The sequence below is a fragment of the Nocardiopsis sp. SBT366 genome, assembly GCF_001083815.1.
Taxonomy (GTDB): Bacteria; Actinomycetota; Actinomycetes; order Streptosporangiales; family Streptosporangiaceae; genus Nocardiopsis; species Nocardiopsis prasina.
In genome coordinates this window covers 35,633-59,064 of record NZ_LAVM01000010.1, presented here as the reverse complement: position 1 = coordinate 59,064, position 23,432 = coordinate 35,633, and the positions used below count along the sequence as shown (strand labels likewise).

Sequence of the window (23,432 nt, the reverse complement as noted above, 5' to 3'; positions counted from 1 at the left end):
GGCCGCCGTCGGCATTCCGTCGTCGTTCGGTACTCACGTGGTCCTCGATTGCCTCTCACGGCCGCTCGGCCTGACGATTCCTTGGTGGAAACGGGGGTCGGTCCCCCTGGGGGATCGGTGATTCGCGACCTGTGATGGTGGAGCGGCGCGGTCGGGTGCGGTTGGACCCGGTTCCGCCGCTTTGGCCTTCTTTCAAGGCTTGATAAAGAGACGCCCACCCGGGGGTGAAGGTTTTCAACAGGTCGCGAAGACGTTGGCCGCTACTTCCTCCTGATCGTTGGCCTGCGGGAGCGCTTCCCCCGTCGCGTCGGTGCTCTGGGCCGACGTCAACGTCGCCGCGGCTTGGCTTCGCTCGGGGGTCTGAACCGGCTTCGCACGCAAATCAAAGGTCACGTTAGAGCGATCGAACGATATAGCACAACCCACGCGCGAGGGTATCGCGCGCTTTGCAGGGCCTCGTCACCCTCCGCCGGGAACCGCCGGTCCTGGCAGTTCGGCTGCTCGGGGACCGAGCGGGGCGCAGCGTGTGACTGCGGTCACCGGAAGGGGGCGGTTCGGGGTCGTCCGACTTCCGACTGGTTCGTGTGGGATCACGCACGGGATCACGCAGGTCTCCCCAACACCACGGTCACCGGCGGTCACTCTGTTGTCGCCCGGACCGTTGACCGCCTACGTCCTCACCATGAAGCGTAGATAGAGTCAGATCAGAACAAACCAGCCAGACATGGACAGTTCTCCCCGTATTCGACGGCCGTGAGGGGGAACAGATACGCCGTGCGCGCTGCTGACCACATACGGAATACGACGCAGGATGACGAGCCCCGGACCGCCGTCGGCGCGGGCCCGTCGCCGTGCGCTGTGGAATCCATGTTCGCGGAGAAGAAGGAGCAAGGACCAATGGGTTCGGTACGTGTAGCCGTCGTGGGTGTCGGCAACTGTGCGGCGTCGCTCGTCCAGGGTGTGCACTACTACAAGGACGCCGATCCGGAGTCACGGGTCCCCGGCCTGATGCATGTCCAGTTCGGCCCGTACCACGTGAGCGACATCGAGTTCGTCGCCGCCTTCGACGTGGACGCCAAGAAGGTCGGGCACGACCTCGCCGACGCGATCACCGCGAGCGAGAACAACACCGTCAAGATCTGTGACGTCCCGCTGACCGGCGTGACCGTCATGCGCGGCCCGACCTACGACGGTCTGGGCAAGTACTACCGCGAGATCATCCAGGAGTCCCCCGAGGACGCCGTGGACGTGGTCGCCGCCCTGAAGGCCAGCAAGGCCGATGTCCTCGTCTCCTACCTCCCGGTGGGCTCCGACGAGGCCGACAAGTTCTACGCGCAGTGCGCCATCGACGCGGGCGTGGCCTTCGTCAACGCGCTCCCGGTGTTCATCGCCTCCGACCCCGAGTGGGCCGAGAAGTTCACCAAGGCGGGCGTGCCGATCATCGGCGACGACATCAAGTCGCAGATCGGCGCCACCATCACCCACCGGGTGCTGTCCAAGCTGTTCGAGGACCGGGGTGTGATCGTCGACCGCACCTACCAGCTGAACTTCGGCGGCAACATGGACTTCAAGAACATGTTGGAGCGCGAGCGCCTGGAGTCGAAGAAGATCTCCAAGACCCAGTCGGTCACCTCGCAGATCCCCCACGAGCTGAAGGCCGGCGCGGTGCACATCGGTCCCTCCGACCATGTGCCGTGGCTGGACGACCGCAAGTGGGCCTACATCCGTCTCGAGGGCCGCGCTTTCGGTGACGTCCCGCTGAACCTGGAGTACAAGCTGGAGGTGTGGGACTCCCCCAACTCCGCCGGGATCATCATCGACGCGGTACGCGCCGCGAAGATCGCCAAGGACCGCGGCATCGGCGGCCCGATCCTGGAGCCCTCCTCCTACTTCATGAAGTCGCCGCCGGAGCAGTACAGCGACGCCGAGGCGCACACCAAGGTCGAGAACTTCATCGCGGGCGAGTAGCCAGCGATCCGCCCGGGGCCCGTCGGCCCCGGGCACCCTCTCCGGGACACGTCCAGTCTGTGGGCGTGTCCTTCTTCGTCTGGGCCGAACTGCTCGCGCTCGGCTTCTTCCGGGGCGCCATGGCCACCCCCTGGGAGCCGTGGCCACCCCCTGGACGAGCGCCCGGAGCGGCGAGAGCGGGTGAGTCGCCGGTCTGCTCGCCTCGGCCGCCGTCGCCCCGCTGCTGTTCGGCCCGCCGTTCTCCCCGGCCCTTCCCGATCGCCGCCCCAGTCCTGGGCTTGGTGTCCCAGGCGTTGAGGGTCACTGTCGACACGCTGGTGAGGCGACATGTCGACGTACCCACCGGGGCCGGGGGTTCTCCGTCCACGACGTGCTGTGCGACGCCGCGTTCGCACCAGGTGCGGCGATCACCGCTGGCCTGGTCCCGACGTCCGGGGTGAGTGTCCCTGTGGTGTGCGGGGACGGTCCGGCCCACCTCCCGATGGGCGCGGCCCGGACGGTGCGCGCCCGCCGCCCGCGCGCGGGGACCGTTCGCAGTGTTCGGGCCGGCGCCCCCACCCGGAGAGTCCCGCGCCCGCGGAGGGTTCGCGGCCGGATACCGCCCCGGGCGGGGCAGCGGCCGGGGTGGACGTGTCGACATTTCCACCAGTCGACGAGTCGACTGGTTCCGCCTCCCTCTGACCTATCCCCCCGCGCCCTGGACCACGGGCTGCTCCTCCGTGGTCTCCCGGTACGAGCGCAGCCCCCGGGCCCGGTAGTTGGCGAGGGCGTGGTCCCCGTCCAGAGAACAGGTGTGCAGCCACACCCGGCGGGTGGCGTCACGATCCGGCCGCCGGGTGCCCAGGTCCCACGCGCGGCGCAGGGCCTCGGTGAGCATGTGCCCGCCCAGCCCCCGGCCGAGGAAACCGGGCAGGAGGCCGAAGTAGACGACCTCCACCGCCCCCTCGGGCTGGGCCTCCAGCTCCGCGTAGCCCGCTGGCGTGCCCCGGTCGTACAGGACCCACGTCTCCACGTTGGGGTCCGCCACCCGGTCACGCCACTCGCCGGTGCTCCAGGGGGCGCGGTCGATCCACTGGTAGTCGCCACCGACCGTCGTGTAGAGGAACCGGGCGAACTCGGGTCCGGGCACCTCCGCGCGGACGAAGCGCACGGAGCCCTCGGGCTCGCGGCCGGGCCTGAGCTCGGCGGGGTCGGTCGACTCCAGGTACCAGGTGGTGATCGTCATCGCGCCATCCTCGCACCGGAGGTGTCGCCCCGGTCTCGCGGGTCCTTCCGGGAAAGGGGGGAGGTCAGGCCCCATGACCACGAGTCGACAAGTCGCCATCTCCATGAGTAGTCAAAACTTCACTTAAAGTAGTGTCCCCGCAGGCATTCGCGCACGAGCAGGGGATGGTGGCCATGAGCGGCGGCTTCGGACCGGGCGGTTCTTCGAACGGGTTCGGCAACGGGCCCGGGAACAGAGGGGTCGCCAAACGGATCGGGGCGGTCACCCGACAACTCCCCGCCCGGGGCGACCGGCTCCTCGACGTGGGCTGCGGCCACGGCGCCCACACCGTCGGACTCGCCGCGGGCTACGTGCGAGTGGACGCCATCGACACCGACCCCGCGCTGCTCGACGCACTGACCGGACGCATAGCCGGGACGAGCCTGGAGGACCGCGTGGGGGTACACAAGATGGCCCCCGAATCGCTGGCCTTCGACACCAACACCTTCGACCGGGTCACCGCGTTCGACGTGATCGAGCACCTCGACGACCTCGACGGCGCCCTCAGCGAGATCCACCGGGTGCTCAGGCCCGGCGGCGCGCTGTCCGTGACCACGTCCAACCGCTGGTTCCCCTTCGAGACGCACGGGGTCCTCTGGGGCGATCGGCGGCGCTCCGCCCTCACCGCCCCGTTCCTGCCCTGGGTTCGGCCCCTGCACGTGCGGATGTCGGACACCCGGTCCTTCAGCAGCCAGGAACTGGGACGCCTGCTGCGCGGCCACGGGCTCCGCGTGCGCGCGATCGACTACCTCATGCCGTCCCTCGACCGCCGTCCCCCGGCCGCGCGCGGCGTCTCGGACACCCTGGAGGGCACCCCGCTGCGGGTGTTCGGCGCGGGGATGGCGGTCACGGCGATCAAGCCCGGGCTCTGAGCGGCGGCGCCCTCCGGCGCCCCGCCCCGCGCGGCCTACCCGTCCTGGCGGCCGTCCTGCCCCAGGTGGTCGACCGCCCAGGAGCGCAGCTCCTCGACGACCTTCTCCTTCTCCATGGGGCCGTTCTCCAGGCGCAGCTCCAGGAGGTACCTGTAGGCCTTGCCCACCAGCGGACCGGGCTTCACGCCCAGGATCTCCTGGATCTCGTTGCCGTCCAGGTCCGGGCGGATCCGGTCCAGCTCCTCCTGCTCGGCCAGTTCGGAGATGCGGCGCTCGATGTCGTCGTAGGAACGCGCGAGCGCGACGGCCTTGCGCCGGTTGCGGGTGGTGCAGTCGGCCCTGGTCAGGATGTGCAGGCGCTCCAGCTGGTCTCCGGCGTCCCGGGCGTACCGGCGCACCGCCGAGTCCGTCCACTCGCCCCGGCCGTAGCCGTGGAACCGCAGGTGCAGCGCGACCAGCGTGCTCACCTGCGAGATCACGTCCTTGGAGAAGCGCAGCGCGGACAGCCGCTTGCGGGTCATGGAGGCGCCCACCACCTCGTGGTGGTGGAAGGTCACCCGGTTGCCGCCCTCGAAGGCGCGGGTCCGGGGCTTGCCGATGTCGTGCAGCAGGGCGGACAGGCGCAGCACGAGGTCGGCTCCGTGACCACGTCGGCGCTCCAGGTCCATGGCCTGGTCCAGGACGGTGAGCGAGTGTTCGTAGACGTCCTTGTGCCGGTGGTGCTCGTCGATCTCCAGCCGCATCTTGGGGATCTCGGGCATGACGTGCTCGGCGATGCCCAGATCCACCATGAGTTCGATCCCCCGGCGCGGGTCCGGGCTGAGCATGAGCTTGGTGAGTTCGTCCCGGACACGCTCGGCCGAGACGATGGACAGCCGGTCCGCCATGCCCCGGGCGGCCTCGGCCACCTCGGGCGCCAGGGAGAAGCCGAGCTGAGCGGCGAAGCGGACCGCGCGCATGATGCGCAGCGGGTCGTCGCTGAAGGAGTCCTCCGGGCGGCCCGGGGTCCGCAGCACCTTGGCCCTGAGGTCGGCGAGCCCGCCGAAGGGGTCCACGAACTCCCGGCTGGGCAGGTGCACCGCCATCGCGTTGACGGTGAAGTCACGGCGCAGCAGGTCGTCGTGGATGTTCGTCCCGTAGGCCACCTCGGGCTTGCGGGACTTGGGCGAGTAGGCCTCGCTGCGGTAGGTGGTGATCTCCAGCTGGAGTCCGCGCTTGCGCAGGCCGACGGTGCCGAACTCGATGCCGACGGTCCACACGGAGTCCGCCCAGCCGTCGATGAGTTCGAGGACGCGCTGGGGAACCGCGTCGGTGGTGAGGTCCACGTCGTTGGAGTCGCGTCCCAGGAGCGCGTCGCGGACCGGGCCACCGACGATGGCGAGCTGCTGGCCCTGGGCGTCGAAACGGTCGCCGAGCTCGTCGGCGACGGGTTGGATCGAGTCGACCAACGCGGCGACCGCCGCTCGCTGCGCGCCGCTGAGTTCACCCGCGGGCGGGCTCACCTCTGCGGACGGGTTCTGGGCGGCGTCGTTCTCACGCGAAGGCTCTGTGTTCGGCACACCACGCAGGTTAGGCGGCCGCACGGGGTGTCCGCGAATCAGTTTGGTACCCCTGCGGGCCTGTGGCGGCCCTGGTGTCGGGCCCCGGTGGATGAAAGGGTGGGTCGATCACGTCCCCGAACAACGGTCCGCGTCAGAACCGGGGTTCGGGGAACGCGGTATCTTCGGGTGGAGTGGTGGCATGTCACGGTCAGTCCGAGGCCACCAGCCCCGCTTGGGCCGAGCGAGCCGCGCGGGCACCCCGACCGACCCCGCCCCACCTTCCGTATCCCTGGCGGGACGGACACCTGGACCCGAATCAGGAAACCAAGCGTTGCGTCGAACTGCTTCCGCGGCCGCGGTCATGGCCATGACCGCCGCTCTGCTTCCGATACCGGCCACCCTCTCTCCCGCGTCGGCCGAGCCCGACGAGGAGGGTTCGGCCGCCCCGCTCGTCGTGGACCGGATCACCCCGGACTCCGTGGACGAGGACAGCACCCTGCGCGTGGCGGGCGAGGTGACCAACACCACCGGGGAGACCGTCGAGGACGTCACCGTCCGCATGCGCTACTCCCGGCACCCCTTCACCTCGCGTGACGAGCTGGACGACTTCTCCACCGGCGAGGACTGGCAGCCCAGCGCCTCCGGGCCCGACGAGGAGTTCGAGGGGGAGCTGGAACCGGACGGCACCCTGGAGTACTCGCTGAGCACCGCCGCCGACGACCTCGGGCTGACCTCCTACGGGGTGTACCCCATGGTCATCGAGGCGGTGGACGGCGACGGCACCACCCTCGGCTCGCAGTACACCTTCCTCCCCTACACCGGTGACGACGACGTCCCCAGCCTGGACCTGGCCTGGGTCTGGCCGCTGATGGACTCCCCCCAGCGCGCCGACGACGACACCTTCCTCGACGACGAGCTCCATGGCTCGGTCGGCGCCGACGGGCGTCTCGGACGGCTCCTGGAGTCCGGCGCGCAGGTGCCCCTGTCCTTCGAGGCCGGGGACGAGGACCTCGTCGAGGAGCTCGGGCTGGAGGAGGACGAGGAGGACCCGGACGAGAGCTCCCCGACCGCTGGCGAGGAGGTCACCGCCGAGGAGAGCGCCGACTCCGTCTCCCCCGAGGCCACCGAGGAGGGCGCCGACGAGGACGAGGCCCCCTCCGACGCACCCGACGAGGAGGACGAGGGCGAGGAGGAGGAGACGCCGTCGCGCACCGAGGGGATCCCGGTGACGTGGTCCGTCGACCCCGGCACCCTCGACGACATCCTCCGCATGGCCTCGGCCGACCACGAGGTCCTGGAGGGCGCGTTGGACGACCCGGCCAAGGAGCCGGGCCGCCGTGACCAGCCCGCGGACCCGGCCGCCCAGGTGTGGCTGCGTGAGGCCCGCGGGGTCCTGGCCGCCGACACGGTCGTGGCCTCCCCCTACGCCAGCGCCGACCTGGTCGCGCTCCTCCTCAACGACATGGAGGGTGACGCCGAGGCCTCGCTGAGGCTCGGCCAGGAGTCCGTAGCCCGGGCGCTCGAACTGGAGGCGGACGACCGGTTCGCGGTGCCTCCTGGCGGACTCATGGACGAGCGCGTCCAGGAGCTGTACACGGAGCACGGAGCCCAGCGCTTCCTGCTGTCCGAGGAGGGACTCCCTCCCGCCTCGTGGATCTCCACGACCCCCGGCGCCGAGGCCCCCCTGCCCGCCAGCGGCGACGAGGCGGAGGGTGAGGAGCCCCACGCCCTGGTGAGCGACTCCGGCCTGACCGACGTGCTGTCGATGCCCTCGTGGGAGCCGGGCGAGTCCGCCCTGGCCCTCCAGCGATTCGCCGCGGAGACCGCGATGATCGCCGGGGAGAGCGGCGCGGGCGACCGCGTGGTCGTCGCCGCCCCCGAACCCGGTTGGGACCCCAGCCCCGAGTTCGCCTCGGGCGTGCTGAGTGCCACGGACGAGCTGCCCTGGCTCTCCCCCGAGCGTCTGGACCGGGTCGAGCTCCCCGACTCCAAGGACCGGGAGGAGACCCGCCAGGACCTGGACTACCCCGACGACGCCTACGGTGACGGTCTCAGCTCCACCTACCTCGGCCAGATCGAGGACGTCAGCCGGGACGTGCGCCTGTTCAACAGCATCCTGGTCGGTGACAGCGACCCCTTCCGCCCCGCGCTGGTACGCCTGGAGTCGGTGCACTGGCGGGACCGTGAGGCCCTGGCCGGAGCCACCCGCACCCTGGTGGTCAAGTCGGTCCAGAGCCGCAGAGAGGACGTGCGCGTCATCCCGGGCGAGCCGGTCACCCTGGCCAGCAGCACCGGGACCACCGGCGTGCTCGTCGCCAACGACCTCCAGGACGAGGCCGTCCACGTGTACCTGTCGCTGTACTCGGAGAACTCCGAGCGGCTGAGCGTCGGCGAGTACACGCACCACTTCGAGATCGATCCCGGCGCCAAGACCACGGTCTACGTCCCGTTGTCGGCCCGGATCAACGGCAGCACGAACGTGCACGTCAGCCTCCAGAACGCCGACGGCGAGCCGATCAGTTCGCAGGACACGCTGATCCAGGTGAACGCCACGGGTCTGGGCACGCAGGCGCTGCTGATCAGCGGGATCGGCCTGCTGATCCTGATCGCGGCGCTGGCGCCCCGGGCGCTGCGCAAGTGGGCCCGCAAGCAGACGGCCAGGGCCGGTGCCGCCGAGACCGGTGCGACCGGGGACGGGCCGAAGGAGGGCGAGGAGTCCGCCGGGTCCCAGGACCCCGGCGAGCCCCAGGACGTCGGCGCAGCCGCCGCCACCAGCGAACCCGGGTCGGACACGCCCGAGGGCGACAAGGAGGCCGAGGGCACCGCACCGGGCGCCCCCGCCGACAAGGAGCCGGGCGACGGCGTCCCGGCGGACGACGGCGCCTCCGACGGCACCCCCTCGGCCAAGGACGACCCGGACGACAGCGGCTCCGGAAAGTGACCGCCACACCCTGATCCGCGGCGCCGTCCCCAGGCGCCGCGGCCCGAACCCTCCCCAGACGAAAGGAACCCTGATCCACGGTGGTCACCGACTCCCCGAACGGCGACGAACAGTCCTCCCGTTACACGCCCAAGCACAGCAAGCTCCCCCACGAGGGCGCCATGCCCGGTGACAGCGCCGTACGCCCCGCCGGTGGACCCACACCCTCGTACGAGGAGGGTGAGCTCCCCGAGGCCGAGGCGCCCGCCCAGCAGGAGGACTCCGGCTCCGGCGGCATGATGCGGTCCAGCATGATCATGGCCGTGGGCACCATGGCCTCCCGTATCTCCGGGTTCGCCCGCACCATCGTGCTGGCCGCCGCCATCGGCACCCACCTGCTCGGTGACGCCTACCACACGGCGCACACGATCCCCTTCATCCTGAACGACCTGCTCATCGGCGGCCTGATGGCCTCCGTGGTCATCCCGTTCCTGGTCAAGCGGCGCAAGCGCGACGCCGACGGTGGCAAGGCCACCGAGGACCGCCTGTTCACCTCCATGGTGCTGGCGCTGCTGCTGGTGACCACGGTCGCGATCCTGGCCGCCGAGGCCCTCATCTGGCTGTACGGCTCCCGGTTCACCCCGTTGCAGTTCGAGGCGTCGGTCTACCTGGCCCGCTTCCTGCTCTCCCAGATCTTCTTCGTGGGCCTGAGCGGCCTGCTGAGCGCCATGCTCAACACGCGCGGCAAGTTCGGCGCGGCGGTCTGGGCCCCGGTGCTCAACAACTTCGTCATCATGGGCGTCGCCGCGATGTTCCTGGTCGTGGCGGGCCCGGGCCGCACCCCGGAGAACGTCTCCACCAACGAGCTCACCCTGCTGGGCGCGGGCACCGCCGCGGGCATGGCGCTTCAGGCCCTGGTGCTGTTCGTCGCCCTCACGCGGACCGGCTACCGCTGGCGGCCGCGCCTGGACCTGCGCGGTTCCGGGCTCGGCGAGGCGCTGCGTACCGCCGGGTGGATGATGCTCTACACCCTCCTGACCCAGGCGGGCCTGTGGATCACCACCAACATCGCCAACGCCGCCAACGTGGCCAGCATCGAGCAGGGCCTGGACGTCGGCGCCGGTATCAGCGCCTACAACCTGGCGTACCAGCTCTTCCAGCTGCCCTACGCGATCATCGCGGTCTCGCTGATCACCGTCCTGCTGCCCCGCATGAGCGCGCACGCCGACGACCACGACTGGGACTCCGTCCGCTCCGACTTCTCCCGCACGCTGCGGATCTCCGCGTTCGTGCTCGTCCCCGTCGCCTTCGCGGTGGCGATGTTCGCCGAACCGCTGTCGGTCCTGGCGTTCGCCCGCGGCTCGGTGTCGGTCGCCGACGCGTCCGCCATCGGCCAGATCCTCGCCGTGATGTCGCTCGGGCTGCTGCCGTTCACGGTGTTCCAGCTCATGCTGCGCGTGTTCTTCGCCATGGGCGACACCCGAACCCCGGCCCTGATCGGTCTGGCCAACCTCGCCGTCCACAGCGGTCTGGCCCTGGTCGCCTACCTTCTCCTGCCGCCGAACCTGGTGGTCGTCGGCGTCGCCTCGGGCTTCATGATCTCGTTCCTCTCGGGCCTGACCATCGCCGGCCAGATCCTCAGCCGCCGTATCGGGGGACTTGACGGAAAGCACGTGATTGGAACATTGTTGCGGCTGCACCTGGCCGTCGTTCCCAGCATCGCGGCGGGCTTCGGTGTGCTCTGGTTCTTCGAGACGCGGGTCGGCGACGGTCTGGCCACCAACATCGGCGCTCCCCTGGTGGGCTGTGCCGTCGGTGCCCTGCTCTTCCTGGTCTCCGCCCGACTGCTGCGCGTCCCCGAGCTGAGCGCCGCCGTGGAACTCATCCGCGGCCGCCTGCGCCGTTAGATGCCGTGACCCCTTCCGGCCCCGCCCCCGCCGGAGACCTCCAGCCACAAGAGTCAGAAGAAGAGGACCACCCCACGGTGTCCAGCGATCACCCCCGTCAGTACGCCGACGGTCCGGATCCCGGTCCAGAGGAAACCCGCGAGCGCCCGTCCCGCCGTCACATGGTGATGCCCGAGGACGTGCTCGACGCCTACGAGCGGGCCGAACCCGGCACCGAGCCGGAGACCGGGCTGAAGACGCTCCGGGACCCGAGCGAGATCGGTGACGTCGGCACCGCGGACCGCGCGGGTCTGGAGGACGGCGACGAGATCGGCGGTGCCACGCACACCGGTCCGGGCAACATCGCCAAGTCGACCGCGATCATGGCGGTCGGCACCATCGCCTCCCGGGTGACGGGGTTCGTCCGCACCATCGTCCTCGCGGCGGCGATCGGCACCCAGATGCTGGGTGACGCCTACCAGACCGCCGGCATGGTGCCGTACATGATCTACGACCTGCTCATCGGCGGGTTGCTGGCCAGCGTGTTCGTGCCGTTCCTGGTCAAGCGGCGCAAGCTGGACGAGGACGGCGGGGACAGGACGGAGCAGCGTCTGGTCACCCTGATGCTGCTCGCGCTGTTCGTGCTGACCCTGGTGTCGGTGCTGATCGCCGAGTGGTTCATCCGGATCTACGCGGGCGGGTTCAGCGGGGCCCAGTACGAGGTCTCCGTCATCCTCGCCCGCTACCTGGTGCTCCAGATCTTCTTCATCGGCGCCAGCGGCCTGGCCAGCGCGATGCTGAACGCGCGGAACAAGTTCGGTGCCCCCATGTGGGCGCCGGTGCTGAACAACGTCGTCATCATCGGCGTCTGCCTGTGGTTCCTGTCCCTGGCCGGGCCCGGCCGGACGCCGGACACGATCACCGCCAGCGAGCTCGCGCTGCTGGGCCTGGGCACAGCCGTCGGCCAGGTCGTCCAGGCCGCCGTTCTGGTCTGGGCACTCGCCGCCGCCGGCTTCCGCTGGCGGCCGCGCCTGGACCTGCGCGGTTCCGGGCTAGGCGAGGCGGCCAGCGCGGCCTCGTGGATGATGCTCTACATCGTCGTCGCCCAGGTGGGCGCGCTCGTCTCGACCAACGTCGCCACCCGCGCCGGTTCGATGGCCGCCGACCTCGGCTACGAGACCGGTTCGGGCATCGCGGCGTACAAGTTCGCGTCGATGCTGTTCCAGCTGCCGTACGCGATCATCGCGGTCTCGGTGATCACGGCCCTGCTGCCCCGCATGAGCGAGCACGTCGCGGCCGGGCGCAAGGACCAGGTGCGGAGCGACTTCTCCCGGGGCTTCCGGCTCTCGTCGGTCCTGATCGTGCCCATCGCGGTGGCGATGATCGTCTTCGCCGTGCCGTTCTGCGTGATGATCTACGCGCAGGGAAGCACCAGCGCCGAGGACGCCGCTGCGATCGGTCGCATCCTCATGGTCTTCTGCGTGATGTTGATCCCCTTCACGCTGTTCCAGCTCCAGATGCGCGTTTTCTACGCGCTGGGCGACACGCGCACCCCGGCCCTGGTGTCGATCCCCTCCGAGGCCGCCCACGCCGTCACCGCGATCAGCCTGCTGTACTTCATGGCGGACAGCCCGCAGAACATCGTCGTGTGGCTGCCCGTGCCCTACGGTCTCTACTACGTCGTGGGTTCGATCATCATGTGGTATCTCCTCAACAGGAGGCTGAACGGGCTCGACGGCCGCAGGACCGCGGCGACCCTGTTCAAGCTGCACGTGGCCACGGTTCCGGCGGCCGCGTTCGGCGTCCTGATGATCTTCGCCCTCGGCGGCCTGCCGGGCGACGTGTGGCCCGCCCTCGCGTCGATGGTGGCCGGAGGACTGGTCGGTGCCGTACTGTTCGTGGTTGCCGCCAAGTTCCTCAATGTGACTGAAGTCACAGCGTTCCTGGATTTGGTCAGAACACGGCTGCGACGCCGCTGATCACCTGGAATGGATGACGTTGGGTGGTCGCGCCCGGGTACGCCCCGGAAGATGCGTGACCATCCGGTGTCCTCCAAAGAGGCTGTTCACGCGTCCTAGCATGGACAGACACCGCTTTACCGCCAGAGCATCGTTTATCCGAGCTGCCCGAAGGGAGGCTGGGGACAGCCGACAGCGCCGGACCCCCGCGCGTGCGCCCGTGACGGCGCCACGCGATCCACGGCACTGTCACCCGTCACTCCCATCATGAGCACCTTCCTGATCGAACCCGGGGCGAAGCTGGCCAACCGCTACCGACTCGACACCGTGGTGAGCGAGACCGGTGGCGCGACCCGGTGGAAGGCCACCGACGAGACGCTCGCGCGCCCCGTCGCGGTGTGGACCTTCGCAGAGGGATTCCCCCGCACGTCCGAGGTGGTGCGCGCCGCCCGGGCCACGAGCCGTATCCCGGACGCCCGCGTCACCCAGGTCTTCGACGCCGACGACACCACCCCCGTCCCCTACGTCGTCGAGGAGTGGGTCATCGGCTCCTCCCTCGCCGAACTCCTCGCTCAGGGTCCGATGGAGCCCGAGCGCGCCGCCGGCCTGGTGGCCGAGGCCGCCGAGGCCATCGCCGCCGCGCACGCTGGCGGCCTGCACCACCTGTGCCTGACCCCCGGCAAGCTCATGTGGAGCAGCGGTGGAGCGGTCAAGGTCACCGGAATCGGCGTGGACGCCGCCCTGCTGGGGAACAACGTGCCCCAGCCCGCCGCCGTCGACGCCCAGGGGCTGGGAAACCTGCTCTACGCGGCCCTCACCGGGTACTGGCCCGGCGGCCCGCAGAGCGGCCTGCCCGGCGCCCCCCAGGGCCCCATGGGCCCCTATCCGCCCGGACAGCTCAGACAGGGCGTGGGCGAACCCCTGGCCTCCATCACCACCCGGGCGGCCCTGCCGCAGCTGGTGGGACAGATGGTGCCCGGCCCGGCCATCACCAGCCCGGCCGACTTCTGCGCCGCCATGGCGGAGGTCCCCCGCCTCATTCCGCTGCCGGTCTCCCCGGCGGAGTCCGCGCCGCCCGAGCCCGGGACCTCCCGGCGCACGGGTGAGTTCGACGCCACCAACAACCAGCGCCGCACCAGTCGTACCGCCTCCGCTCCGGCCCGCGCCAGTGCGCGTCCGGCGGCCTCCCGCATGGACCAGAGGGCTGCGACCTCCCGTGAGGGGAGTCTGTCCACCAAGCGCGTCCTGGTCGGCGCGATGGCGGTGGTGCTGTTCGTGGCGGTCGTCGTCGGCGCCTGGTCGTTCGGGTCGATGATGAACTCCGGCACGGACGGCGAGGCCGACCCCAGCGTCAGCGCGACCGAGGACACCCCGGAGGAGTCGGACCTCAACGTCCTCGACATCACCGGGTCCGACGGGTTCGATCCGCTCGGCGACAACTCCGAGCACGGGCAGAACGCTCCCCTGGCCCACGACGGCGACCCCGGCACGGCCTGGAACACCGAGGGCTACAACGACCCGATGGGCACCGAGAAGTCCGGTGTCGGTCTGATCCTGGACCTCGGGGCGAGCCAGGAAGTGCACGAGGTCGACCTGACCCTGCCGCAGCAGGACTACGGGGTCCAGATCCGGGTCGGCGACAGCGACTCCGTCTCCGACGACGCCAGCCTGGACGCCAACCTTCCCTCCGCATGGGAGGGCCAGGTCAGCGGTGAGCAGACCATCACCCTGGACGAGGCCGCCACCGGCCAGTTCGTCCTGATCTGGTTCACCGACCTGCCCTCGGACGACGGACGCTTCCGTGGGACCATTAACGAGGTCGAGGTTCGCGGGACCTAGTTCTACTTTGTGGGGTATGTGATCAGCGCTGATGGACGCGGCCCAGGAGCTTCCTGACACGGAGCTGTTGTCGAGGCACGCTCAGGGTGACGAACAGGCGTTCGCGGTACTGGTTCGCCGTCACCGTGAGCGCCTGTGGGCTGTCGCCGTCCGGATGATGGGTGACCCCGAGGAGGCCTCGGACGCCCTCCAGGACGCCTTCATGTCAGCGTTCCGCGCCGCCGACCGGTTCCGGGGGGAGTCGCAGGTCAGCACCTGGATGCACCGCATCGTGGTGAACGCCTGCCACGACCGCCTCAGACGCCGCAAGGTGCGTCCGGCGACCCCGACCGAGGACGAGACCCTCGACGTCATCTCCAACGACCGTCTGAGCCGTTCTGGGGGCGGGCACGACCACGCCTCCCAGACCGAGGCCCGGTTGGACGTCCACGCCGCCCTGGACCTCCTCCCCCTGGACCAGCGGATGGCGCTGACCCTCGTGGACATGCTCGGCTACCGGGTGGACGAGGCCGCTGAGATCCTCGAGGTCGCTTCGGGCACGGTCAAGAGCCGGTGTGCGCGGGGTCGCGCCAAACTTCTTCCGTCGCTCTCCCATCTAAGGAACCCTCAGCCGCCGCGAGACGTCACATCTGGGAGAGGAGGTGCCAACCCATCGTGACGTCCCATCCTGACGTGGAGGCACTCGCCTTCTTCGCCGAGGACCTCCTGGACCCCGACGAGGAACGCTCCGTTGCCACACACATAGAGACCTGCGCGTCCTGCGCCACGGTCCTCGACGAGCTCTCGGGGGTCACCCGCGTCCTCGCCGAGGAACCCCTGCCGGCGCTGCCGCAGGGCGTCGCCGACCTCCTCGACAGCCGGATCGCCGAGGCCGTGAGCGAACGCTCGGCGACCTCCACGGCCGGGGACGGCCCTGCCCGCGACGCCGAGGAGCCCGAGGCCTCCGAAGCGCCCGCGGCGGACACGTTGGCACCGGTGGTCCCCCTCAACCGACGGCGGGGCTTCGGCCTGCCCCACCTCATGGCGATCGCGGCCGTGACCGTGTTCGTGGTCGGCGGCGGAGCCGCGATCCTCAACGGGATGATGAGCGAGCAGGAGACCACCGCCGCCTCACCCCTGCTGGAGGAGAGCGAGTCCGAGTCCGCCCCCGACACCGCCCAGTCCTACTCCGCGAAGTCGGTGGCGAGCGGCACGGTCTACACCGAGGACGGGCTCGGCGCCCAGGCCTCCAAGGTCCTCTCCGCAGAACGCGAACCGGAGGGCACCGATGAGGAAGCGGGCACCCAGGCGCTCACCCAGCTGACCACCGAGGCTCAGGAGTGCGTCACCCGCTTCGAGCAGGAGAGTGGCGTCCGGGTCACCCTGGTCGACGACGCCCTCTTCGACGCCGGTGACGGCGCCGGACCCGCGTGGGTCCTGTTCACCCAGGACACCGACGGCGCCGGTGTGGTCGTGCTCGACCCGGGCAGCTGCGCGGACGGGAGCCCCGCCGAAGGCGTGCTCGCCCAGCGGCCGCTGTAGACGGGCTCCGCACCGGCGGTCGCGCCCACGGTCTCAGCGGTCGTCTCCGGCGCGCACCAGCCCGCTCTCGTAGGCCAGCACCACCAGCCCCACGCGGTCGCGCACCCCGAGCTTGGCCAGCAGACGGCCCACGTGGGTTCGCGCGGTGGCCGGGCTCAGGTACAGCTCCGCGCCGATCTCCTGGTTGGACATCCCCCGCCCGACCAGACCGAGGACCTCGCGCTCACGAACGGTGAGCCCGTCCAGGCGATCGGCGGCCCCGGGTGGCAGCTCGGTACCGGCGAGGCGTTCGATGACGCGGCGGGTCACCCCGGGCGACAGCAGCCCCTCCCCCGCCGCCACCGTGCGGACCGCGTCCCTCAGATCGCGCGGTCTGGCGTCCTTGAGCAGGAACCCGGCCGCGCCCAGGCGCAGCGCGGAGAACACGTTGTCGTCCTCGCCGAAGGTGGTGAGGACCACCACCCGGGTGTCGACATGTCGGCGCCCCGACGTGTCGACACGTCGACGTTCCAGCTCCCGCAGAACGCCGAGCCCGTCCAGGACGGGCATCTGGAGGTCCAGCAGCACCACGTCGGGTCGGTGGCGGTCGATCTCGACCACGGCCCCGCGCCCGTCGACCGCCTCCGCCACCACCTCGATGTCGCCGTCCCGCTCCAGCAGCGAACGCACCCCGGTCCGGACCAACTCCTGGTCGTCCACGAGCAGGACCCTCGTCGGCGCGCTCACGCCCCGCCCCCGAGTGGCAGCCGCGCGCGTACCCGGAACCCCCTGCCGGGTACCGGTCCCGCCTCCAGGGTTCCCTCCACCATCCTGACCCTCTCCCTCATCCCGGCCAGTCCCGATCCGCAGCGCTCCCCGAGTGCCTCGCCCGGCAGCGGACCCGTCCCGTCGTCGGTGACCGTCACCGTGAGCGATTCCTCAGCGCGTTCGAGCACCACCTCGGCGGCCTCGGCCCGCGCGTGCCGGAGCGTGTTCGTGAGCGCCTCCTGGACCACCCGGTAGGCGGTCGCGTCGACCAGTCCGGGCAGCCCCGGACCCGGCTGCCCGGTCACGTCGACTCCCAGTCCAGCCGCCCGCACGGAGGCCACCAACTCGTCCAGGTGCGCGAGCCCCGCCACGCGCTCGATCCCGTCCCCGGCCCCCTGGCCGCCCCGGGGGTCGCGCAGCGCCCGCACCGTGGAGCGCAGGTCGCGCAATCCCTCCCGCGCGGCCTGCGCGACGTGGTCCAGCTCGGCACGGGCCACGGGAGGGTCCATGGCGCCCTCCTCCAGGGCTTCGGCCGCCACCGAGGTGTGCAGGGAGACCACCGACAGGTGGTGGCCCACCGCGTCGTGCAGGTCGCGTGCGATCCGGGCGCGTTCGCGGGCCAGGAGCTCGGCCGACTCCGCCTCCCGCGCCTGGGCGTCCAGGACCGCGATCAGCTCGCGTTGGCGGGCGCCCTCGGCCCTCTGGCGGACCCCGTCTCCGAACGCGATCGCCGCACCCATGATGGCCACGGTCGACACCAGTTCGAACCCGAGGAGGAAGGCCGGGTCCTGCCCCTCCCCCAGCCTCGCCACGGTGGAGACGACGACCAGCGCCGCCGCCGTCCCCACGGCCCACCGGGTGCGGTCGAAGACGGCCGCGGAGTACAGGGCGGCGGCCACGGGCACCGCCAGACCGATCACCGGCAGGTCCACGACGTAGTAGGCGATGAGGAGGACGGCGGTGAGCAGGAGGACCGCCAGGGGCCATCGGCGCCGGAACAGCATGAGCAGACCGAGGACGGCCGCGAACCCGTAGGCCAGGACCGCGGGGAGGTCTCCTCCGCCGATTCCCGCGCCGATGGCGATGGCCACCACCGCGAAGACGGCGAACCCCAGGAGGGCGTCGACGACGACGGCCTGACGGCGGGCGGGGTCGGTGTGGCCGGACTGGTCCTGCTGGCCTGGCGGGCCGGGGCGGTCGCGCATGCGGCGATTCTACGGAGCCGAGCCCCGGCCGCACCGGCGCTCACGTGCGCGTCCGGCTACGCGTTTCGACGTACCCGGAGGAGACCCGGGACGGACGCCCGGCGGCGGTCCTCACACGTAGCTTTCCGGGGTGTCGGGCGAGCACCGCCCGCGGTCCACGAGGGGAACACCATGAACCGCCACCCGTCCCCGTCCGCCAGTGCCCCACACGGCGTGTCCTGGCCCCTGGTCCTGAGCCTGGGCGCACTGGCCCTCGTGCGCCCCCTGATGAACGTCACCGGGATCACCGAGGCGATCGGCTCACCCTGGGCACAGTTGAGCGCCACGCTGCTGGTGACCCTGGCGTGGGTGACGGCCGTGCTCGTGGCGCAGGTGCCCCGCCCCTTCCTCACCCTCGTCTGCGCGGGTGTCGCCTACGGGGTCCTCGCGATCCTGCTCAGCGCCGTGCTGTCGCCGCTCCTCGGAGAGGGCCTCCAGGGGCCGCTCACCAACCCCTTCGCGATGGTCTCGGTCCTGGCCGTGAACGCCGTGTGGGGCGCGGTCGCCGGGGGGCTGGCCCTCGTCGTCGGGACGGCCCTGGGACGCGGGTCCGGGCGGGTGTCCGGGAGAGGCTGAGGCCCATACCCCACCCCCGTACGCTGCATCGATGTCGGACCGGGAATGGCGTGCGCCTACCATCGGTTGTGCTAACCATCTTTCCCCTGTCACACCACCGTGGCCGGGCAGCGACTGTGTGAAGGGCCTAGAGCGTGAGTGACGTCCGCAATGTCATCATCATCGGTTCCGGACCGGCGGGTTACACCGCTGCCGTGTACGCCGCGCGCGCGGAACTGCGCCCGCTGGTGTTCGAGGGGTCCATCACGGCCGGCGGTGCGCTCATGAACACCACCGACGTGGAGAACTTCCCCGGTTTCCCGGACGGGATCATGGGCCCTGACCTCATGGACAACCTGCGCAAGCAGGCCGAGCGCTTCGGCGCCGAGCTGGTCCCCGAGGACGTCACCGACGTCGACCTGACCAAGCCGGTCAAGGAGGTCACCGCGGGCGGCGAGACCTTCCTCGCGCACACCGTCATCCTGGCCACCGGCTCCGGCTACCGCGAGCTCGGCGTCCCCGGTGAGAAGGAACTGTCCGGCCGGGGCACCTCATGGTGCGCCACCTGCGACGGCTTCTTCTTCCGCGACCAGGACATCGCCGTGGCGGGCGGCGGCGACACCGCCATGGAGGAGGCCCTCTTCCTCACGCGCTTCGCCAAGTCGGTGACGGTCATCCACCGCCGTGACGAGCTGCGCGCCAGCAGGATCATGGCCGAGCGCGCGCTCGCCAACGACAAGATCACCTTCGTCTGGGACACCGAGGTCACCGAGGTCGTGGGTGAGGACCGCGTCAGCGGCCTCAAGCTGGTCAACAACAAGACCAACGAGACCAGCACGCTGGACGTCACCGGTCTGTTCGTCGCGATCGGCCACGACCCCCGCGTGGAGCTCTTCCAGAAGCAGATCGAGCTCGACGAGGAGGGTTACGTGAAGGTGGACGCCCCGTCCACGCGGACCAACCTCGAAGGCGTCTTCGCCGCCGGCGACGTGGTCGACCACCAGTACCGCCAGGCGATCACCGCCGCGGGCACCGGCTGCTCCGCCGCCCTGGACGCCGAGCGCTTCCTCGCCGCCATCGGCAACTAGCTTCCCCGACCCCCTCGTCCGGTTTCGTCGAACCAAGGAGAACCAAGCAGTGTCCACCGTCAAGAACGCCACCGACGCCTCCTTCGAGGAGGTCGTCCTCAACAACGACAAGCCCGTCCTGGTGGACTTCTGGGCCGACTGGTGCGGCCCCTGCAAGCAGATGGCCCCGGTCCTGGACAAGCTGGCCGCCAACCATGGCGACAAGATCGACGTCGTGAAGATCAACACCGACCAGAACCCCGAGACGCCGCGCGCGTACAACGTCCTGTCGCTGCCGACCATGAACGTCTACAAGGGCGGCGAGGTCGTCAAGCAGATCATCGGCGCCAAGCCGACGCGTCTGCTGGAGAAGGAGCTCGCGGAGTTCCTGTAACCCGAAGCACCGCACACACGCACGAGAGGCTCTCAGGTGGACCCTGGGGGCCTCTCTGCGTTCCTACGAACTCACCCCGGGGTCGAGCCCCCACGGCCGCCCTGCGGCCCCTGTGGCGCCTCGCGGTCGGTTCAATGAGTCTCTGACGGCTGTTTCACGTGAAACAGCCCTTCGGGGCGTCGTCGTTGGGGTCACCGATGCGCCCCACACGCCACACCCAGCGCCGGGCCCCGGCGGGCCGAAGCACCGAGCCCGTGACCACGGGCCGCTGCCGGCCCTCGTGGACGTCGAAAACGTCGAAGGTGAATCGCGGCGCCAGCAGGGGCGGCGGGGGTGTGCCTCGTCGAACGGGGCCACACCACCTCTGGGCCACCGGGCGCCGGACACGACGATGGCGGTGTTTCACGTGAAACACCGCCATCGCTCGCGAGGGTGGAGGGTCAGTTCTCGCGGTCCATCTGACCGATGATCCGCTCCAGGTCCTCCATCGTCGCGAACTCCACGACGATCTTGCCCTTCTTCCGGCCGATGTCCACCTTCACGGTGGTGTCGAGCCGGTCCCCCATCCGGGTGGCCCACTCCTCGATCTGCGGGGGGTTGTCGATCCGCCCGGCGGAGGCCCTGCGGGGCTTGTCCTCCTCCGGGATCTCCCGGAGGGCGACGATCTCCTCCAGGGACCGGACGGACAGTCCCTCGTCGTTGACCCGCTTGGCGAGGCGCTCCTGCGCCTCCGGGTCGTCGATCGACAGCAGGGCCCGCGCGTGTCCGGCGCTCAGCACCCCCGCCGCCACCCGAGTCTGCACCCTCCCCGGGAGGTTGAGCAGACGCAGCGTGTTGGCGATGTGCGAACGAGACTTGCCGACCTGCTGGGCCAGCTCCCCCTGGGTGGTGCCGAAGTCGTCCAGCATCTGCTGGTACGCGGCCGCCTCCTCCAACGGGTTGAGCTGCTGCCGGTGCAGGTTCTCCAGGAGCGCCTCCCGGAGCAGTTCGTCGTCGTCCGTCCGGCGCACGATCGCGGGGATGCGTTCGAGCTCCGCGAGCTTGCTCGCCCGGAACCGCCGCTCCCCCATGATCAGCTCGTAGCGGGGTTCGCCCTCGCCCTCGAGCTTGCGAACCACGACGGGCTGGAGCAGGCCGACCTCGATGATCGAGTCCCGCAGCTCGTCCAGGGCCTCGTCGTCGAAGTAGGTCCTGGGCTGCCGCGGGTTGGGGGTGATCGAGGTGAGCTCGACCTCCTCCATGTACGTCCCGTCCGGCATCTCCGTCGGGCCCTGGACCGCAGGGGGTTCAGGGACGGACACCATCGTGTCGCGAACGCTCTCCACCGGTGCGGGGGCCGTCGGCCCCTGCGGGATGAGCGCCCCCAGCCCCTTGCCCAGTCCGCGCCGCTGCTGGCTCACCGGCAACTCCCTCCACACTCCTTGTGAGTTTCCGCCCGTCCGGTCGACCGCGCCGACCGGACGGGGTGTTTCACGTGAAACAACCGCCGCCGTCAGCCGGGGTTGAGCGCCTCGGCCCGGAAGGCGATCTCTCGGGCCGCCTCCAGGTAGGCCACGGCCCCGGTCGACCCGGGGTCGTAGGTCATGACGGACTGCCCGTAGCTGGGCGCCTCGGAGACTCGGACGCTCCTCGGCACCAACGACTTCAGGACGAGCTCTCCGAAGTGCGAGCGCACCTCGTCGGCAACCTGCTGGGCGAGCCGGGTCCGACCGTCGTACATCGTCAGCAGGATCGTGCTGACGGACAGTCCCGTGTTCAGATGCGACTTGACCAGATCCACGTTGCGCAGCAGTTGGCCGAGCCCCTCCAGCGCGTAGTACTCGCACTGGATCGGGATCATGACCTCGTCGCACGCCACCATCGCGTTGACCGTCAGCAGGCCGAGCGAGGGCGGGCAGTCGATGAGGATGTAGTCGAGGTCCGAGGTGTCATAGGCCGCGAAGGCCCGCTTGAGCCGGGCCTCCCGCGCCACGAGGGAGACCAGTTCGATCTCCGCGCCCGCGAGGTCGATGGTGGCCGGGGCGCACCACAGGTTGGGGATGTCCGGAACCGGCTGGGCCAGCTTGCGGATCTCCTCGTCCTCGACGAGGCAGTGGTAGATGGACCGGGTCTGGTTGTCGCGTTCCATGCCGAGAGCGGTGGACGCGTTCCCCTGGGGGTCGAGGTCGACCACGAGGACGCGCTGACCGTTCATGGCGAGGGCGGCGGCGATGTTCACCGTCGTGGTGGTCTTGCCGACCCCGCCCTTCTGGTTGGCGACGCTGATGATCCGGCAGGACCGGGGGCGAGGCCAGGGGTCCTCGTGTCCACGGCCCGTCATCGCGGCACGGGCCGCTCGGGCGAGAGGTGTGTCGGGGACGCTGTCGGGGGCCGCCTCGCCACTCCATGTTTCACGTGAAACAGGGGGCTGGCCCACCGTGGAGTCCATCGATGTTTCACGTGAAACATCGAGCAGGTCTCCATAGGCGCCCGCCGGTGTTTCACGTGAAACACCGGCGTCGTCGGCTGGGTTCTGGGGCACGAATGAGTTCACCTCTTCCGTCCGCGCTTCTTCTTGCCGTTCCGCGCCTTCTTCTGGGAGCCTCCCGACGCGAGCGGACCACCGTCGGATGTCACCGTGACGCGAACGACCGTGGTAGCGGGATCGACTTTACCCCGACCCACCCTGATCACATCGCTCACACCAGGGCGCAGTTTCGAAACGTCTTCCTTCGCCTCCGCCAGCTCGGCCTCCGCCTGCTCCCCCTTGAGGGCCAACAGGCTTCCGTCCTTGCGCAGCAGGGGAAGTGACCAACCGGCCAGTCGGGCCAGCGGGGCCACCGCGCGAGCGGTGACGAAGTCGGTGTACAGATCGCCGTGCGCCTCCTCGGCTCGCCCTCGGCGCACCTCCACGTTGGTCAGTCCCAGGGTCCTGACCGCCTCATCGAGGAAGACCGTCCTCCGCAGCAGGGGCTCGAGGAGGATCATCCTGATGTCCGGGCGCAGCAGACCCAGCACCAGACCGGGCAGCCCGGCACCGGAACCGATGTCCACCACCTCGGCGCCCTCGGGGATCAGCTCCTCGACGACGGCGCAGTTGATGAGGTGCCGCTCCCAGAGGCGGGGCACCTCGCGCGGGCCGATCAGCCCGCGACGCACCCCGTCGTCGGCGAGAAGCTCGGCGTAGCGGGTCGCCACGGGCAGGGTGTCGCCGAAGACCGTCACGGCCTGCGGGGGCGGGGCGGGGAGCGTAGCGCCGGGCTCCTCAGTGCCCGAGGTCATCGGTCACCACCTGTCGGAACTCGTCCATCGTCACTTCCATGAACCGTTGGGTCGTCATGTCGACCTGTCCACAAGGGGACAGGGACCGAACGACGCGGGAAGCGCGCGGCGGATCGCGGCCTACCGCGCGCACGGGGGTGGTCCCCTCCCCCACACGGATCGTGCGGTTCGCGACTCCACTCGCGGAGCCACCCCGGAGGTCCCGAAGGTGGGACGACTCGTGGTGGGAAGGTCCCCGGAGACGATCCTACGCGGGGGCCGCACCCGTGTTTCACGTGAAACACCCCTTGCGTCCGACTCTCACATCGGACCCCCGGGACGCCCCGGACCCACCACCGGGGTCGTCCCACTCCCGTGGGCATGACGAAGGGGCGGTGTTTCACGTGAAACACCGC

At 70.3% G+C, this 23,432-nt stretch carries 18 protein-coding genes; 11 read left to right on the top strand and 7 right to left on the bottom strand.

Annotation, left to right across the window (positions count from 1 at the left end; translation table 11 throughout):
* The first annotated feature begins 897 nt into the window (after nt 1–897).
* Complete coding sequence (locus ADX84_RS04835; protein WP_049568135.1) at nt 898–1,968, top strand: inositol-3-phosphate synthase; 1,071 nt, start codon at nt 898–900, stop codon at nt 1,966–1,968.
* A 682-nt stretch (nt 1,969–2,650) separates the two neighbouring features.
* Here ADX84_RS04835 and ADX84_RS04830 read toward each other — a convergent pair.
* On the bottom strand, nt 2,651–3,193 hold the full coding sequence (locus ADX84_RS04830) for a GNAT family N-acetyltransferase (RefSeq protein ID WP_049568133.1): 543 nt from the start codon (nt 3,191–3,193) through the stop codon (nt 2,651–2,653).
* 173 nt (nt 3,194–3,366) lie between these two features.
* Here ADX84_RS04830 and ADX84_RS04825 point away from each other — a divergent pair, with 173 nt between their 5' ends.
* Nucleotides 3,367–4,104 (top strand): class I SAM-dependent methyltransferase, encoded by a 738-nt coding sequence (locus tag ADX84_RS04825; RefSeq protein WP_049568243.1) that lies wholly within the window; start codon nt 3,367–3,369, stop codon nt 4,102–4,104.
* Nucleotides 4,105–4,139: 35 nt separating this feature from the next.
* Here the strand turns inward: ADX84_RS04825 and ADX84_RS04820 are convergent, their stop codons facing one another.
* A complete protein-coding gene (locus ADX84_RS04820; RefSeq protein WP_049568131.1) occupies nt 4,140–5,663 on the bottom strand; it encodes a CCA tRNA nucleotidyltransferase in 1,524 nt (507 codons plus the stop codon).
* Between the two features lie 343 nt (nt 5,664–6,006).
* Between ADX84_RS04820 and ADX84_RS04815 the strand changes: the two genes are divergently transcribed.
* The 6 genes from ADX84_RS04815 (at nt 6,007) to ADX84_RS04790 (ending at nt 15,769) form a co-directional block, all read left to right on the top strand.
* Complete coding sequence (locus tag ADX84_RS04815; protein WP_049568128.1) at nt 6,007–8,586, top strand: DUF6049 family protein; 2,580 nt, start codon at nt 6,007–6,009, stop codon at nt 8,584–8,586.
* 80 nt (nt 8,587–8,666) lie between these two features.
* A complete protein-coding gene (murJ, locus tag ADX84_RS04810; protein WP_049568126.1) occupies nt 8,667–10,472 on the top strand; it encodes a murein biosynthesis integral membrane protein MurJ in 1,806 nt (601 codons plus the stop codon).
* A gap of 161 nt (nt 10,473–10,633) precedes the next feature.
* Nucleotides 10,634–12,430, top strand: a complete 1,797-nt coding sequence (murJ, locus tag ADX84_RS04805) for a murein biosynthesis integral membrane protein MurJ (protein ID WP_049568124.1) — start codon at nt 10,634–10,636, stop codon at nt 12,428–12,430.
* Between the two features lie 246 nt (nt 12,431–12,676).
* Nucleotides 12,677–14,248: a protein kinase family protein gene (locus tag ADX84_RS04800; protein WP_049568122.1), complete on the top strand. Its 1,572-nt coding sequence runs from the start codon at nt 12,677–12,679 to the stop codon at nt 14,246–14,248.
* Nucleotides 14,249–14,279: 31 nt separating this feature from the next.
* Nucleotides 14,280–14,906 carry an RNA polymerase sigma factor SigM gene (gene sigM, locus ADX84_RS04795; RefSeq protein WP_049568119.1) on the top strand — a complete coding sequence of 209 codons (627 nt, stop codon included), beginning with the start codon at nt 14,280–14,282 and terminating at the stop codon, nt 14,904–14,906.
* Nucleotides 14,903–15,769 (top strand): anti-sigma factor, encoded by an 867-nt coding sequence (locus tag ADX84_RS04790; RefSeq protein ID WP_369801054.1) that lies wholly within the window; start codon nt 14,903–14,905, stop codon nt 15,767–15,769. Before sigM ends, ADX84_RS04790 begins: the two co-directional genes overlap by 4 nt.
* Nucleotides 15,770–15,802: 33 nt before the next feature.
* Here ADX84_RS04790 and ADX84_RS04785 read toward each other — a convergent pair whose 3' ends face one another.
* Nucleotides 15,803–16,495 (bottom strand): response regulator transcription factor, encoded by a 693-nt coding sequence (locus ADX84_RS04785; protein ID WP_049568115.1) that lies wholly within the window; start codon nt 16,493–16,495, stop codon nt 15,803–15,805.
* On the bottom strand, nt 16,492–17,721 hold the full coding sequence (locus ADX84_RS04780) for a sensor histidine kinase (protein ID WP_049568112.1): 1,230 nt from the start codon (nt 17,719–17,721) through the stop codon (nt 16,492–16,494). The genes ADX84_RS04785 and ADX84_RS04780 overlap by 4 nt, the downstream gene beginning before the upstream one ends.
* Before the next feature lie 171 nt (nt 17,722–17,892).
* Between ADX84_RS04780 and ADX84_RS04775 the strand changes: the two genes are divergently transcribed.
* The 3 genes from ADX84_RS04775 (at nt 17,893) to trxA (ending at nt 19,776) form a co-directional block, all read left to right on the top strand.
* On the top strand, nt 17,893–18,336 hold the full coding sequence (locus ADX84_RS04775; RefSeq protein WP_049568110.1) for a hypothetical protein: 444 nt from the start codon (nt 17,893–17,895) through the stop codon (nt 18,334–18,336).
* Nucleotides 18,337–18,470: 134 nt separating this feature from the next.
* Nucleotides 18,471–19,403 (top strand): thioredoxin-disulfide reductase, encoded by a 933-nt coding sequence (gene trxB, locus ADX84_RS04770; RefSeq protein WP_049568107.1) that lies wholly within the window; start codon nt 18,471–18,473, stop codon nt 19,401–19,403.
* A gap of 49 nt (nt 19,404–19,452) precedes the next feature.
* Nucleotides 19,453–19,776, top strand: a complete 324-nt coding sequence (gene trxA, locus ADX84_RS04765; RefSeq protein WP_017545709.1) for a thioredoxin — start codon at nt 19,453–19,455, stop codon at nt 19,774–19,776.
* 440 nt (nt 19,777–20,216) lie between these two features.
* Here trxA and ADX84_RS04760 read toward each other — a convergent pair whose 3' ends face one another.
* The 3 genes from ADX84_RS04760 to rsmG all read right to left on the bottom strand — a co-directional run bounded on the left by ADX84_RS04760 (nt 20,217) and on the right by rsmG (nt 23,037).
* Nucleotides 20,217–21,176, bottom strand: coding sequence for a ParB/RepB/Spo0J family partition protein (locus tag ADX84_RS04760; protein ID WP_049568241.1), 960 nt, complete (start codon nt 21,174–21,176; stop codon nt 20,217–20,219).
* Between the two features lie 92 nt (nt 21,177–21,268).
* Nucleotides 21,269–22,096 (bottom strand): ParA family protein, encoded by an 828-nt coding sequence (locus tag ADX84_RS04755; protein WP_199776472.1) that lies wholly within the window; start codon nt 22,094–22,096, stop codon nt 21,269–21,271.
* A 209-nt stretch (nt 22,097–22,305) separates the two neighbouring features.
* On the bottom strand, nt 22,306–23,037 hold the full coding sequence (gene rsmG / locus ADX84_RS04750) for a 16S rRNA (guanine(527)-N(7))-methyltransferase RsmG (protein ID WP_049568105.1): 732 nt from the start codon (nt 23,035–23,037) through the stop codon (nt 22,306–22,308).
* Nucleotides 23,038–23,432 lie beyond the last annotated feature (395 nt).